Annotated in this window: 11 protein-coding genes and 1 pseudogene; 11 read left to right on the forward strand and 1 reads right to left on the reverse strand. The window is 40.5% G+C overall.

All coding sequences use genetic code 11. From position 1 onward, the window contains the following. Positions 1-2: 2 nt before the first annotated feature. From BLP58_RS06735 to BLP58_RS06790, 11 genes and pseudogenes are all read left to right on the forward strand, one after another. Positions 3-953, forward strand: coding sequence for a LacI family DNA-binding transcriptional regulator (locus BLP58_RS06735; RefSeq protein WP_013854859.1), 951 nt, complete (start codon positions 3-5; stop codon positions 951-953). A 91-nt stretch (positions 954-1,044) separates the two neighbouring features. Beyond that, positions 1,045-2,223 carry an acetate/propionate family kinase gene (locus BLP58_RS06740; protein WP_013854858.1) on the forward strand — a complete coding sequence of 393 codons (1,179 nt, stop codon included), beginning with the start codon at positions 1,045-1,047 and terminating at the stop codon, positions 2,221-2,223. Positions 2,224-2,340: 117 nt separating this feature from the next. Continuing rightward, the gene (locus BLP58_RS06745) at positions 2,341-3,999 is read left to right on the forward strand and encodes an alpha-glucosidase (protein WP_025084242.1); all 1,659 of its coding nucleotides are present in this window, start codon (positions 2,341-2,343) and stop codon (positions 3,997-3,999) included. Between the two features lie 3 nt (positions 4,000-4,002). After that, a pseudogene (locus tag BLP58_RS06750) lies at positions 4,003-5,726 on the forward strand (glycoside hydrolase family 13 protein). A 169-nt stretch (positions 5,727-5,895) separates the two neighbouring features. Next, a complete protein-coding gene (locus tag BLP58_RS06755; protein ID WP_013854857.1) occupies positions 5,896-8,160 on the forward strand; it encodes a glycoside hydrolase family 65 protein in 2,265 nt (754 codons plus the stop codon). After that, on the forward strand, positions 8,153-8,815 hold the full coding sequence (gene pgmB / locus BLP58_RS06760) for a beta-phosphoglucomutase (RefSeq protein WP_013854856.1): 663 nt from the start codon (positions 8,153-8,155) through the stop codon (positions 8,813-8,815). Before BLP58_RS06755 ends, pgmB begins: the two co-directional genes overlap by 8 nt. A gap of 22 nt (positions 8,816-8,837) precedes the next feature. Next, positions 8,838-9,944, forward strand: coding sequence for an ABC transporter ATP-binding protein (locus BLP58_RS06765; protein WP_013854855.1), 1,107 nt, complete (start codon positions 8,838-8,840; stop codon positions 9,942-9,944). Positions 9,945-10,028: 84 nt separating this feature from the next. Beyond that, positions 10,029-11,255 carry an extracellular solute-binding protein gene (locus BLP58_RS06770; RefSeq protein WP_013854854.1) on the forward strand — a complete coding sequence of 409 codons (1,227 nt, stop codon included), beginning with the start codon at positions 10,029-10,031 and terminating at the stop codon, positions 11,253-11,255. Between the two features lie 77 nt (positions 11,256-11,332). Continuing rightward, positions 11,333-12,691 (forward strand): carbohydrate ABC transporter permease, encoded by a 1,359-nt coding sequence (locus BLP58_RS06775; RefSeq protein ID WP_013854853.1) that lies wholly within the window; start codon positions 11,333-11,335, stop codon positions 12,689-12,691. A gap of 3 nt (positions 12,692-12,694) precedes the next feature. Continuing rightward, positions 12,695-13,552, forward strand: a complete 858-nt coding sequence (locus BLP58_RS06780; protein ID WP_013854852.1) for a sugar ABC transporter permease — start codon at positions 12,695-12,697, stop codon at positions 13,550-13,552. A 728-nt stretch (positions 13,553-14,280) separates the two neighbouring features. Next, positions 14,281-14,784: an O-acetyl-ADP-ribose deacetylase gene (locus BLP58_RS06790; RefSeq protein WP_013854851.1), complete on the forward strand. Its 504-nt coding sequence runs from the start codon at positions 14,281-14,283 to the stop codon at positions 14,782-14,784. A gap of 34 nt (positions 14,785-14,818) precedes the next feature. On the opposite strand, the gene BLP58_RS06795 is transcribed toward BLP58_RS06790, so the two are convergent. After that, complete coding sequence (locus BLP58_RS06795) at positions 14,819-16,063, reverse strand: MFS transporter (RefSeq protein ID WP_025084240.1); 1,245 nt, start codon at positions 16,061-16,063, stop codon at positions 14,819-14,821. Positions 16,064-16,106: the final 43 nt, after the last annotated feature.

Raw genomic sequence — 16,106 nt, forward strand, 5'->3', positions numbered from 1 at the left:
AAATGACAACATTAACTGATGTAGCTAAAGAAGCAAACGTTTCAAAAATGACTGTTTCACGTGTAATCAACCATCCGGAGCAGGTCACGCCGGAATTACGCGGGATGGTAGAAAAGGCGATGAAATCATTGAATTATCGTCCTAACTCTATCGCTCAAGCCTTGGTCAATAACCGTACTAATGTGGTGAAGTTTGTTACTTTAGAAGATATCGATACGACTGAGCCGTATTACATGAATTTATTATTTGGCTTTGCTCGCGGGCTGAATACTAAGCAATATGCCATGCAGTTAGTAACTGATCCAGAGCATATTGAAAGAGGACAGGCAGATGGCTATTTGATCACGGGTGCACGTAATGATGATTATGAGATGTTTGACAAGTTGGACAAGCCTTTTGTCTTGTTCGGCGAGAATCACCGTGGTTATGACTTTGTCGATACTGACAATCAAACTGCTGAGAAAATTGCAACGCAATACGCATTAGACCGGCTGTATAAGCATATCATTTTTATTGGTATTGATCTTAAGGAGCCATTTGAATATTCACGTGAAGCTGGTTATATCAATACGCTGCAGCAGCATCGTTTAATTCCGCAGATTTATCGTGTGCCTAATCATAGTCATTGCGCGCAACAGATTATTCATGATCATTTCTCTGAGTTAAAAAAAGATACTTGCTTTATTTGTGCCAGTGATCGAATCGCGGTCGGAGTAGTACGTGAGTTGCAAAATCGCGGAGCCAAAATTCCTAATGATTTCGGTATTATCGGCTTTGATGGCGTATTTTTGGATCAAGTTTCCAATCCTAAATTGACCACGATTAAGCAGCCGATCTTTAAGATGGGTGAAATGCTGGCTAAGATGCTATTACAGAAGATTGAACAATCAGGATCGCCTCAAGGCGAGATTATGCTTAAGCCAGAATTAATCAGACGGCAAACAACCAGATAATTAAGAAAAAGTTTTTATCGCCAACATGAAAGCGCTATACTTAAATCAGAGATAAATTATAGATAATGAATTGTGAATAGAGGTCAAAAATATGAAAAAAGTTTTAGCAATCAATTCAGGTAGTTCATCTTTTAAATACAAACTCTTCTCATTCCCAGATGAAAAGGTAATCGCATCGGGAATGGCTGATCGTGTGGGATTGGATAATGCCGTTTTCAAAATTAAGTTGAGCAATGGCAAGGAATACATTAAGAATACGTCGATTCCCGATCAAGCAGCTGCAGTGAAACTGTTAATGGAAGACTTGCAAAAGTTTAATGTGGTTAAAGATTTAAAAGAAATTGCTGGTGTTGGCCATCGGGTAGTTAATGGTGGTGAAATCTTCAAGGATTCTGCCATAATTGATGATCAAAAGCTGCAGCAAATTTTTGATCTAGGTGAATTGGCACCACTGCATAATATTCCTGAAGCAATGGGAATTAAGGCATTTAAGGAAACCATCCCTAATGTGCCTCAAGTAGCGGTTTTTGATACTTCTTATCATACTAGCCTTGATCCAGTTCATTATCTATATTCAATTCCTTATAAGTATTACAAGGATTATGGCATTCGTAAGTACGGTGCACATGGCATCTCAATTGATTATGTTGCTCCACGTGCTGCTAGAATGATGGGCAAAAACCCTAACATTGTTCGTCTAATCGTTTGTCACTTAGGCTCTGGTGCCTCAATTACAGCAGTTAAGCATGGCAAGTCATTTGATACTTCAATGGGCTTCAGTCCATTAACTGGGGTAACGATGGGTACTCGTAGCGGAGACTTTGATCCGTCAGCTGTTCAGCGTCTGATGAAGAAAACTGGCATGTCAATTGACGAAGTTGTCGATATGCTAAACCATGATTCTGGATTACTAGGCATCTCTGGCGTTTCATCTGATATGCGTGACTTGATTGAAAGCAAGAAGAAGTCCGCTAAGTTGGCCCGCCGGATCTTTATTAACCGAGTCGTTCGGTATGTTGGTGCCTATGCGGCCGAGATGGATGGTGTTGATGGAATCGTCTTCACGGCTGGAGTTGGCGAACATGATCCTGGCATTCGTGCGGGAATTATGGCTTCATTGAGATTCTTAGGTCTTGATCCTGACTTTAAGGCTAACCGAACTGATGGTGAAAAGTTTATTTCTAAACCACGTTCTAAGGTGAAAGCCTTGATTGTGCCAACGAATGAAGAGCTGATGATTGCACGTGAAGTTATTCGTTTAACGCGATAAAAAGATTATTTTTAAAGGCATCCCTAAAGGGGATGCTTTTTTTGATACCGCTAACAGGCAAGATTGTATTGAAACCGGTTTCTTTATTCAACTAAACTATGGATGGAGGAAAAAATTATGGCACATTGGTACGATCATGCAATTATTTATCAAATTTATCCTAAGTCTTTTCAAGATAGCAACGGTGATGGCATCGGTGATCTTAATGGGATTCGCCAGCGTATTCCCTATTTGCAAAATCTAGGCGTCAATGCGGTTTGGCTAAACCCAGTCTTCATTTCCCCTCAAGTAGATAATGGCTATGATGTTTCAAATTACTTCGCCATTGATCCACATATGGGAACGATGGAAGATATGGAAAACTTAATTAAGGACCTGCATCAAGCAGGAATTCATCTCATCATGGATTTTGTTTTAAACCATACTTCTGATCAACATCCTTGGTTTCAAGATGCAATCAAGAATCCTAATAGCATTTACCGTGACTACTACATCTTTGCTGGACATGATGGCAAGCGGCCAAACAACTGGGGCAGCTTCTTTGGCGGTAGCGTTTGGGATCCTGATCCAGCAGGAACGGGGCAATCATATTTCCACTTGTTTGACAAGCGCATGCCTGACTTGAATTGGAAAAATCCAGAGGTTCGCCACGCCATGCTAGAAGTAGCGGAATATTGGCTCAAAAAAGGCATTGATGGCTTACGGCTAGATGCTTTTATTCATATTGGCAAGGCAGATTTAAGGCAAAATTATCCTACTAAAACTGACGATGATCAGCCAGTAATCGCGGAACCATTTTTTGCTAATTTGCCCCAAGTTCAAGAATGGATGCGGCCGTTTTGCGAGCAAATCAAGCAGGACTATCCAGATGCATTGTTATTAGGTGAAGCCGCTAGTGCCAGCGTTAATTTGGCCGTTGACTACACTAATCGGCGTAATCATTTGATGGATAGCGTTATCACGTTCCGCTACTTTACTGATGATGAGTCTAAGATCGATCCACGTTTTTCAGAACAATATCAACCTAAGGATTTAGATCTCACCGCCTTTAAGCAAAACCAGGTTGTCTGGCAGCAGACTTTAGCGGGGGTGTCGCAGCCAACTTTGTATTGGAATAACCATGATATGGCTAGAATTGCGACTCGAGTTGCCAAGACGCAAACTCAGGCTAAGAGTCTAGCGATGTTGATGTATTTGCAGCGCGGTATTCCGATTATCTATTATGGTGAAGAATTAGGAATGAAAAACCTGCATTTTACGCATGCAGAGCAGTTTGAAGATCAAACGGTTAAGCCGTGGCTAAAGGATGCGGAGCAATTTTTAAGCAAAAAAGATGCTATGGCAATGCTTAGCGATAATCATAAATTGCCGGCACGGGGTCCGATGTGCTGGGACGATACGAAGAATCACGGCTTCACTGATGGCACGCCATGGTTAACAGGCATTAGTCAAAACGATGCTACAGTTGCTAGTGAGATGAATGTTGCTGGCAGCATGTACAGCTTTTATAAGCAGATGCTGACTTTGAAAAAAGAGAAGCTATTCCAAAATGGTACTTATTATATGATTGCAACGGATAAAAATAGTTATGTCTATCAGCGTGACTTAGGCGATGAGAGCGCGATTGTAGCCGTATCATTGAGCAATCAAAAGACAGTGATTACAGTTCCCGGGAAATATACCGAGGAAAAATTAAAAGCGGGAGAATATCAGTTAACTGATGGGAAGTTAACTTTGATGCCTTATGCAGGCGTTGTGTTGAAAAAGGAGAACTAACAGATGCAATTAGCAGCTTTAAAGCACCGAACTGAAAGCGAAGATAGTTTTGTAATTGATCCTACTCATGTACGCGTTCGCTTCCATAGCGTTAAGAATGATGTAGAAAAAGTAATTGTGCACTACTGTGACAATTACTTGCCATTAACTGAGGCGCAAACCATCGTGATGGATAAGATTGGTGAAGGCCAAGTTGAAGATCATTGGGGCGCAACGTTGACAGCACCATATCACCGCTTGAAATATTCTTTTGAGGTGATTGGTAGAGATGGGACTAGCGTAGTTTATGGTGATCGTGCAATTAGCAGTGATGTTGAGTCGGCCTTGATGGAAGACGGTTCTTACTTTAAGGTGCCGTACTGCCACGACATTGATATGGCTAAGACCCCAGAATGGGTAAGGCATACCGTGTGGTATCAGATCTTCCCAGAACGTTTTGTGCTAATGGGGATAAATCCAATGATCCTAAGGGTACCAAGCCTTGGAATTCTAGTGATCATCCGGGTCGCGAGGACTTTTATGGTGGCGACTTGCAAGGGGTATTAGATCATTTAGATTACTTAAAGAAATTAGGCGTCAACGGTATTTATTTCTGTCCTATTTTTAAGGCGCATTCTAATCATAAATACGATACGATCGACTACCTTCAAGTGGATCCCGATTTTGGTGACAAAGACTTGTTTGCCAAAGTTGTTAATGAAGCACATGCCCGCGGGATGAAAGTCATGTTGGATGCTGTCTTTAATCACTTAGGTGACCATTCAATGCAATGGCAGGATGTGGTTAAAAATGGACCAAGTTCGCGCTTTGCTAGTTGGTTCCATATTAATGAATATCCAGTTGAGCCATATCGCAACCCTGCGAAGGGCGAAGGTAATCCGCAATTTGACACTTTTGCCTTTGAAAAGCATATGCCTAAACTGAATACTGCTAATCCAGAAGTGCAAGACTTCTTATTAGAGATTGCTACCTACTGGGTAAAATATTTTGATATCGATGCATGGCGCTTGGATGTAGCTAATGAGGTAGACCATCATTTCTGGAAGAGATTCCACAAGGCTGTCACAGATATCAAGCCTGACTTCTACATCGTCGGCGAAGTCTGGCACTCGGCTCGGCCATGGCTGAATGGCGATGAGTTCACTGGAGTCATGAATTATCCTTATACTTTGCAGATTGAAGATCATTTCTTCAAGCATAAGTTAACCGCTTTGCAAATGACTAGACGATTAACCGACCAGTTAATGAAATATCGTGATTCAACCAACGCGGCCATGATGAATATGCTGGATTCTCACGATACTGCGAGGATTTTAACGGTGGCTAATGGTGATCAAGATTTAGCTTTGCAGGCGTTGACATTTGAATTTATGCAAAAAGGCAGTCCATGTATTTACTATGGTACGGAAATGGGCATGACTGGTGGCAATGATCCTGATTGCCGTAAACCAATGGATTGGTCTAAGGAAGATGGTCCGGTTTGGCAAAGAGTGCATCAATTAATTAAATTCCGGTTAGACCATGACGAAACCTTTGGCAAAGGGACGATTCAGTTACGCGTAACAGAAAATGGTCTGATTGAGGTCATTCGTGAAGAAAAAGAGAGTATTCACGCATACTTTAACACTACGAACGAACCAGTAGAGATTAGTTGTGCAGATACTTTTAGCCAAGATTATGAAAATAATCAATTAGCTCCAAAAGGCTTTGTAATCAGTGTTCAGTAAAAGTTACTTATAATAAGCCAGATCGAGAAGATGGATGAAGTTCTATCTTCTTTTTTTGCAATAAATCTTGATACCGTTAACAGTACTTTTAATATTGTAAACCGCTTTCAATTCAAATATAATGAAAGCGCAAACAAAAGAGCACCTCAAATATTGCGGGAGATAACAAATGAAACGAATTTTTGAAATTGACCCTTGGAAGGTCATCACTCATAACTTCGATCCAAATAATAAACGGCTGCAGGAAAGCATGACTGCAATCGGTAATGACTATATGGGTATGAGAGGCAACTTTGAAGAAGGGTACTCTGGTGATCATTTGCAAGGAACTTACCTTGCAGGTGTCTGGTTCCCAGATAAGACTCGTGTAGGCTGGTGGAAGAACGGTTATCCAAAGTACTTTGGCAAGACCCCAAACGCACCAAGTTTTATCGGTATCGGCATTACAATTAATGGCGAGAAGCTAGATTTAGCCCTAGTTAAGTTTGATGATTTTGAATTAGCATTAGACATGCACCAAGGACTTCTTTCAAGAAGCTTCATTTATGAAGGAAAAGATGTCAAAGTTAAATTTGAATTTGAACGCTTCCTTTATATCATTCAAAAAGAAGCTGCTTTAATCAAGGTTAAGGCAACTGTACTTGAAGGACATGCCAAGATTGATTTTTATTCCTCGTTAGATGGCACCGTTGTTAATGAAGACAGCAATTACGACGAACGCTTCTGGTTGCCACTTGGTGAAGACAAGGATGCAAGAACCATTCAAGTCCAAACTAAGGAAAATCCATATGACGTTCCTCAATTTACTGTTTTGCTTAAACAAGGCTTACGTCATAACGGTGAAACGGTAGAAGGCGATGTTTCTACTGAAGAGGCTAAATTAAGCGAAAAGCTTTCAATTGACTTAAATGAAGGCGAAAGCTATGAACTTGAAAAAGACGTCATTGTAGTAACTAGCCGCGACGTTAAGGATGAAGATCAAGCTGGAGTTGCAGCGGACTTAATGAAGAAGCTGCAATCAAAGAGCTTTGCAGATAACTTAGCTGACCATACAGCAGCTTGGAAGAAGCGCTGGGATAAGTCAGATGTTGAGATTTCCGGTGATGATGCCGCTCAACAAGGTATTCGCTTTAACATTTGTCAATTGTTCATGACTTACTACGGTGAAGATGAACGATTAAACGTCGGTCCTAAAGGCTTTACTGGAGAAAAATACGGTGGTGCTACTTATTGGGATACCGAAGCTTACATTGTTCCAATGTACTTATGTGTAACTGATCCAAGCGTTCCAAGAGCTTTGCTGCAATATCGGCACGATCAATTGCCAGGTGCTTACCATAATGCTAAAGAGCAAGGTCTTCCAGGAGCTTTGTTCCCAATGGTTACCTTTAACGGAATTGAATGCCACAACGAATGGGAAATTACCTTCGAAGAAATTCACAGAAATGCAGATATTCCTCATGCAATTGCTATGTACACTGATTACACCGGTGATGATAGCTACGTTAAGAATGAAGGTATGGACGTTTTAGTTGGCACCGCAAGATTCTGGGCAGCTAGAGTTCACTGGTCTAAGTGGCGTAACAAGTACGTCATGCACGGCGTAACGGGTCCTAACGAATATGAAAATAACGTTAACAACAACTGGTTCACCAATACAATGGCAAGATGGCTTCTGCAATATACTTTGAAGCGCTTGCCACTGGCAACTAAGGAAGCTCAAGCAAGAGTTCACGTTACTGAAGAAGAAAAAGCTAAATGGCAAGACATCGTTGATAAGATGTACTTACCAGAAGATAAAGAACGCGGCATCTTCTTACAGCAAGATGACTTTCTTGATAAAGACATCCGTCCGGTTAGCGAAATTGAAGATCAACGTCCAATTAATCAGCACTGGTCATGGGATAAGATCTTGCGCTCACCATTCATCAAGCAAGCCGATGTTTTGCAAGGCATTTACTTCTTGAATGATCAATACACTAAGGAACAAAAAGAAAAGAACTTCGACTTCTACGAACCATTGACAGTTCATGAAAGTTCACTTTCACCATGTATCCACTCGATCTTGGCTGCTGAGTTAGGCAAGCAAAAGAAGGCTGTTGAGCTTTATGAAAGAACGGCTCGACTTGATCTTGATAACTACAACAATGATACGGTTGACGGCTTGCACATCACTTCAATGAGCGGTTCATGGCTGGCAATTGTTCAAGGTTTCGCAGGGATGCGTTATGACCATAATCAATTGAAGTTCAATCCATTCGTGCCAGATGCTTGGGATCATTACAGCTTCAAGATTAACTACCGTGGTCGTTTAATTGAAGTTTATGTAGATCACCAAGACACTAAGATCACCTTGCTTAAGGGTGATGATTTAGATGTCTTAGTTAAAGACAAGAAACTTACTCTTAAAGAAGGTGAAACGCAAAATGCTTAAAGGATTATTATTCGATTTAGATGGTGTTTTAACCAATTCGGCTAAGTTTCACCTGACTGCTTGGAATAATTTAGCTAAAGAATTGGGCATCACTTTAACTGACGCTCAACTTGATAGCTTACGTGGGATTTCAAGAATGGATTCACTGGAATTAATCTTGAAGTACGGTGGCCAAGAAGATAAATATTCTGAAGCAGAAAAAGAAAAGTTTGCGGCGGAAAAGAACGCTAAGTTCGTTGAACAAGTTGAAACGATGACGCCTAAGGATATTTTGCCAGGCATTCCAGAACTTTTAGCAGATGCTAAAAAGCAAAACTTAAAGATGGTGATTGCTTCAGCTTCCAAGAATGCCCCTAAGATTTTAACTAGATTAGGCATTATGGATGAGTTCGATGGCATTGTTGATCCTGCAACTTTGCATCGCGGCAAGCCGGATCCTGAGATTTATGAAAAGGCGCAAGAAATTGCCGGGCTTAAAGCTGATGAAGTAATCAGTTTTGAAGATGCCAAGGCTGGGGTCGAGTCAATCAAGGCTGCTGGTCAATTTGCAGTTGGCATTGGTGATAAGGATCTTTTGCATGAAGCAGACTATATCGTTCCAACTACAGCGGATTTGAAGCTGAGTGAGATTGAAAAAGTTTTTGAAGAAAAATAAAAGTTAGAGAGTAGGGGAAACAATGGTTGAGGTTGATTTAAACCATATTTACAAGAAATACGCAGGCAACGATAAGTATTCTGTAAATGATTTTGATTTACACATTAAGGACAAGGAATTTATCGTATTCGTTGGTCCATCAGGTTGTGGTAAGTCAACGACTTTGAGAATGGTGGCTGGTCTAGAGGATATCAGCAAGGGTACTTTGGAAATCGATCATAAGGTTATGAACGATGTTGCGCCAAAGGATAGACACATTGCGATGGTTTTCCAGAACTACGCTTTGTATCCACACATGACGATCTATGACAACGTGGCTTTCGGCTTGAAGCTTCGCCATACGCCTAAGGACGTAATTGACGGCAAGGTTAAGAAGGCTGCTAAGATGTTAGGCCTAGAAGAGTACTTGGATAAAAAGCCAGGTGCTTTGTCCGGTGGTCAGCGTCAGCGTGTTGCCTTAGGACGTGCGATTGTACGTGAGGCACCTATCTTCTTAATGGACGAACCTTTGTCAAACCTTGATGCTAAGCTGCGTGTAACAATGCGTACCGAAATTGCTAAATTGCACCAGGACTTGGGTACCACTACTATTTATGTTACCCACGACCAGACTGAAGCAATGACTTTGGCTGACAGAGTTGTCGTTATGTCTGTTGGCCGAGTAGAGCAAATCGGTTCGCCACTTGAGGTCTACAACAAGCCAGTGAACATGTTCGTTGCCGGATTCATTGGTTCCCCTCAAATGAACTTCTTCAATGTTCATTATAAGGACGGACGAATTTCAGACGGCAAGGGTCTGAATATCGGTATCCCTGAAGGCAAGGCTAAGATGCTTGACGAAAAGGGCTACAACGATAAGGATTTAGTCTTCGGTATTCGTCCAGAAGATATTCACTCAGAAGAAGCATTTATGGAAACTTGGCCAGATTCAGTCATTGAATCTAAGGTTGTTGTTTCAGAGCTTCTGGGTGCAACCATTCAGCTTCACCAAGAAGTTGATGGTACTGAATTTACTGCAATCGTAAATTCACGTGATTATCATAAGCCTGGTGACAAGGTCAAGATGGGCTTCGATGTTAACAAGGCTCACTTCTTTGACAAAGACAGCACCAAGACGATCGTTAACTAATTTTATTAAAGCTTACAACCATATGTAGCAAAGGCTACTGTTGTTAAGAATTGTTTATTGTTTTGATTTTTAGGAGGAAAAGTCATGAAGATTTGGAAGAAAATGGCTTTAGGTAGTGCTGCAGTACTCGCAGCTATGTCATTAGCAGCTTGTTCAAACGGTTCAAGCAACTCATCAAGTAGTAGTAATAGCTCAAGCAAGAAAGCTAACTTAACTCTTTGGGTTGATACTGAGCAAGTTCCTTACTACAAGCAAATTGCTAAGGACTTTACTAAGAAGAACAAGAATATCAAGGTTCGTGTTGTTCAAAGTCCTAACGGTTCAGCTAACGCTAAGACTGATGTTGGTAAGGACCCATCAAAGGCTGCCGATGTATTTGAAGTTCCTAACGACCAATTAGGTCAAATGGCTGAAGCTGGTTACATTAACCCACTTTCACCAGAAGCAACTAAGGATATTAAGGCTAACTACATTAAGGTTGCTTCAGAAGGTGTAACTTGGAAGAACAAGATTTACGCATTCCCATACGCACAACAAGCACAAACCATTTACTACAACAAGTCTAAGTTGTCCGCAAATGATGTTAAGGACTGGAAGACTTTAACTTCTAAGGGTGTTGTAGCTACTGACTTTACTAACGCATACGTAATGTGGCCAGTAATGTTCTCAGCAGGTATAAAGCTTTATGGTGCTAGCGGTGAAGACCTTAAGGGTTCAACCTTCGATTCACAAAACGGTGTTAATGCTTTGAAGTGGTACGCAGCTCAAAAGAAGAACAAGGGCGTAATGCAAACTTCAAACGCTTTGAACCAATTGAAGAAGGGTAACGCACAAGCTATCCTTGATGGTCCATGGAACGCTGCTAACATTAAGAAGATCTTGGGCAAGAACTTCGGTGTTGCTAAGTATCCTAAGATTGAAGTTGGCGGCAAGACTGTTCAAATGCAAGCATTCCTTGGTATCGAAGGTTTCGCAGTTAACTCACACACCAAGAACGCTAAGGCTGCTTCAGATTTAGCTGCTTACATTACTAACAAGAAGGCACAATTAATCGCTCACAAGGAAGCTGGTCAAATCCCAGTACTTAAGACTGCTGTAAACTCAAGCGCTGTTAAGAATGACCCAGTGGCTGAAGCTATAATTGAAATGGCTAAACCAGGTAACTCAGTATTACAACCTAAGCTTCCACAAATGGCAACATTCTGGAACGAATCAGCTCCACTTATCAGTGGTACTTACGACGGCAAGATTAAGCCTTCACAATACAAGGCAAAGCTTGCTAAGTTGCAAAAAGATATTTCTAAGAAATAATTAAAATAATATTTCTTAAAGCATAAGCAAAGGTTGGCTAATAACCCCAACCTTTTTGCCTAAGAAGGGGAGAAGTTATGTTTCTAAAGAAAAAACATGTAGCTCCTAAAGCAAAATATAGCGAAGTATGGTCCAAAGGCGATATTGCTACTAAGTTATCATTCTTGATTATGGGTAGTAACGCCTTGGCCAATAAGCAATGGGTAAAAGGGTTAGCACTTTTACTCTCGGAAGTTGTTTTCCTTGTTTGGTTCATCTTCAGCGGTATTTCAACTTTAGGCGTATTAGCTACACTAGGTTCTATTAAAAGCAAAAAAGTTGTCTATGATGCTGCACAAGGCGTTTATATCACCAAGCAGCCTTCAAACTCTGTTTTGATTCTGCTGTTTGGGGTACTGGCAATTATCTTATGTATTGCAATGATTTATCTTTACATTGTTAACTTAAGATCAACCAGACACAACTACATCTTAAAGCGTGACGGTGAACACATTCCAACCAATATGGAAGAAATCAAGAGCTTGTTTGATACGCGTTTGCACGCAACCTTGATGGTTATCCCATTACTTGGAATCTTGTTCTTCACGATTTTGCCAACGGTCTTCATGATCTCAATGGCATTTACCAACTATGATCGTCAACACCCGATCGCATTCTCTTGGACTGGCTTTAAAGCCTTCGGGAATGTTTTAAGTGGTGACTTAGCTGGTACTTTCTTCCCAGTCTTAGGCTGGACCTTGATCTGGGCTGTAGCTGCGACTGCAACTACATTCTTCTTCGGTGTCCTGCTTGCAATGCTGATTGAATCAAAAGGCATCAAACATAAGGCATTTTGGAGAACGGTCTTCGTAATTGTTTGGGCTGTCCCACAATTCGTATCACTGTTGATGATGGCTCAATTCTTAGACTATCAGGGTGCCTTGAACAACATCTTGATGAATCTGCACTGGATCAGTTCGCCAATTCACTTTATTGACAACCAAGCTTCCCCATTAGTTGCCAGAATTACCGTTATTATCGTTAACATGTGGATCGGTATTCCAGTCTCCATGTTGGTTTCAACCGCGATTATTCAAAACTTGCCGCAAGATCAAATTGAAGCTGCCAAAATTGACGGTGCTAATGCAGCACAAATCTTCCGTTCAATTACTTTCCCACAAATCCTATTTGTAATGGCTCCTTCATTGATCCAACAATTCATTGGTAACATTAATAACTTCAACGTTATCTTCTTGCTGACCGGTGGGGCACCAATGAACAGTAATTATAACGGCGCCGGGTCGACTGACTTGCTGGTAACGTGGCTATATAACTTGACCTTCGGGCAAGAGCAACGTTATAACGCATCAGCTGTTCTAGGTATCTTAATCTTTATTATTAGTGCGGTTGTTTCGCTGATTGCGTACAGACACACCAATGCTTTCAAGGAGGGCTAACACATGAAGTCTTATTCAAATCAAAGACGGCTCTCATTAATCTTTCGGTATATCCTGCTAATTCTATTAGCAATTCTCTGGATACTGCCAATTGTGTGGATCGTCTTAGCAAGTTTTTCATACAATGATACGGGGTTTGTTTCGACCTTCTGGCCAGAACAATTCACGTTGCAAAACTATATTGGGATTTTCACTAATCCACAATACCCATTTGGCAACTGGATCATTAATACTTTAATTGTCTCAATCGCTTCAATGATTGTTTCAACTTTCTTAACTATTTCAGTTGCGTATGTTTTGTCACGACTCCGCTTCGCATTTAGAAAACCATTCTTGCAAATTGCTTTGGTCTTAGGGATGTTCCCAGGCTTCATGTCAATGATTGCTTTGTACTACATCTTAAAGGGACTTAATATGTTAAACCTCTTTGGGTTGTTCCTAGTTTATGTAGGTGGTGCCGGCTTAGGCTTCTACGTTGCTAAAGGTTTCTTTGATACGATTCCTAGATCAATCGACGAAGCTGCTGAAATCGACGGTGCTACTAAGTGGCAAGTATTCTTACACATTGGTTTGCCACTTTCAAAGCCAATGATCGTTTACACTGCTTTGACTGCATTCATTGCTCCATGGACAGACTTCATTTTCTCAGGTATTATTCTTTCAACCTCAGGAAACGCCAAGACCTACACGGTTGCCTATGGACTATACAACATGGTTCACACGGCTAAGGGTAACGCGACTGCATACTTCGCACAATTCGTTGCAGGGTGTGTAATCATCGCGATTCCTATTACGATCTTGTTCGTCTTCATGCAGAAGTTCTACGTTAACGGAATTACTGCTGGTGCTGACAAGGGTTAATCAAAAATTTGCTTATGCTAAAAACGCTCTATCTGTTTGGATAGGGCGTTTTTGTGTGAGAAAATAATAACTCCAGCTACGCTGTCTAAAATTACCCGGCAAGTAAACGCAATGTCATTTTTGCATAAGATTATTATTAGATTGATTTTTTAGTGAATAATATCCTAACACTAAGCTCAATCCTAAGTAGACAATAAACGGCGTGTAAATAATCCATATTTGTGGAAATTTAATCCATGCGATTATGGTAATTATTAATAGTTATGGTAATTATTAATAGTAGTGTAGAAATACTAAGCAGTAAATAATTTAGATTAGGAAAGAGAAGTAAAATCCCAGTAGCAAAGATACATAAAAAATAAATAATAATCGGTGAATCTTTGATGCTAAAATCGCCTTTAGGTATATTCATAAATAAAGTATATATAGCAGCTGCTGGTAAAATGGATGAAATGACAAATAACACTATTCTGATTTTTTTGATCATAGTTTAAAGACCTCGTGATTTTGAAAATATATAAGATGGGATAAGCAGGTATTATTCATTCACATAATACTAAAATTGAATATTAATACAACCCATTTTGCATGTGTGCAAAACTTTTTCTAGATTATCCCTATAAAGTAAAAATGATCACTAGAAGTTTGCCTAAAAGAATTAATAACACTCGTGTTGATGTTAAAATATACATAGCAAGAAATTATTGGATTTCTGAGGATAGTAAAGAATGAAAAAAATAAAAATTATTCAAGGTGATATTACTAAAATGAAGGCCGATGCCATCGTTAATGCTGCTAATAATTCTCTACTTGGCGGTGGTGGCGTCGATGGCGCAATCCATGCGGCAGCTGGTCCGCATTTGCAAGAAGAATGTATGGCTTTGCATGGCTGTCATACTGGAGAGGCTGAAATAACTCAAGGCTACGATTTGCCGGCTAAGCATGTAATCCATACGGTAGGTCCAGTTTATTCTGGTGCTAAGAGAGACGTTGATCTGCTTAAGTCATGCTACCGTAATTCTCTTAATTTAGCTAAAAAAGCCAATCTGCATAGTATCATTTTCCCAGCAATTTCAACCGGAGCTTTTGGTTTTCCAGCTCAAAGGGCAGCGCAGATAGCTTATGACACAATTGCCGCTTGGCAAGCTGAAAATAAAGATTATCAATTAGAGATAACGCTGTGTGCCTATGACGATAAGATGTATCAACTTTATAAGAAAATCGCGGCATAATAAAAACTTGAGTTCTTAGCTCAAGCTTTTTTTGTTAACGATCACGATAAGAAATACCCCAAGCAAAGATCAAAACAAGGATAAAGTTAAGCAGAAGTGTAAATCCAGTTACCCAGAAGACTGTAGCGTAATTTGAAAAACCAGAAATAGTTGAGCCAAGTAATGATCCTAAAACTGCACCAACTGCTTGGAAAGATTGGTTATAAGAGAAAATTCGACCGAAGCTTTCTTGTGGTGTGTTTAAAGTTAAAACGGTTTGAGCTGCTGGCAACATCCCCGCACTAGCAATTCCTAAGAAAAACCTCAGTACAGCTAATACCCAAGGATTATTTGTCAAAGCCATTGGAATAAACAGAACGAGACCAACAACCAAACCAGTTCTAAGTACACGTAATGGACCAATTTCATCCATCTTATGGCCAATTCGGGATGCCGCGATTAATGTGCCCAGTCCCGGCGTTGCGGCAACGACACCTGCTACAAAGGCGACATTGCTGCCGTGTGGCATCATCGATTTTACATATAATGATACGATAGGGTCAATTGACATCGTTGAAGATTGGACCAACATTGTAGTAATGAACATTACGATAATCAATTTAACACTAGGCAGACTTCGCATGATCTCGCCCATCGGCTTCATCTTTTCACGAGAAATAGGAGTAAAGTCTTCGTGAACCAAGAAGGTCGTTCCTAAAAAGACGATGAACATGAGCACACCGGTGATGAAGAAAGGAATCCGATAACCCCAGGCACCGCCGAACATGTTGCCAAAGAAACTAGATAAGGCACCACCAAGAAGTGGGCCAACTAAGTTGCCGGCAGTACCAGCAGTCATCATTTGACTCATCACCCAGCCGCTACGTTCATGCGGCGTTTCACTAGCCATCAGTGCAGTTGCGTTGTTAATGTAGCCAGAAAAAGCACCCTGAATAAAACGCATAATAACGATATAAATTGCGTTAGGAGCAAAACCAGTTAAGGTAATCGTCAAAGCCATTACCCCAGAAGCCCGCATGCACATTAACTTTCGACCTTTACGGTCGGCTAAATTACCCCAATAAGGCGAAACTATTGCCTGGGCAATAAAAGTCATGGCAAAGGCCAATCCTGAATATAGGTTGATTTGTAACTTAGAATAATTACCTAAATCAGAAATAAATAATGAAATAAAGGGCATGGTCATTGAATAGCCCATTCCAGTAATAAAACATCCTAGCCAAAGGGTGTAAAATGCTTTATGCCAGCCAGCTGGTAAATTGCGTATTTTTGCAGTCAAAAAGTCATCTCTTTCAAAAAATTGGTTAATAATGCTTATTGTA

This window comes from Lactobacillus kefiranofaciens (assembly GCF_900103655.1).
GTDB lineage: Bacteria > Bacillota > Bacilli > Lactobacillales > Lactobacillaceae > Lactobacillus > Lactobacillus kefiranofaciens.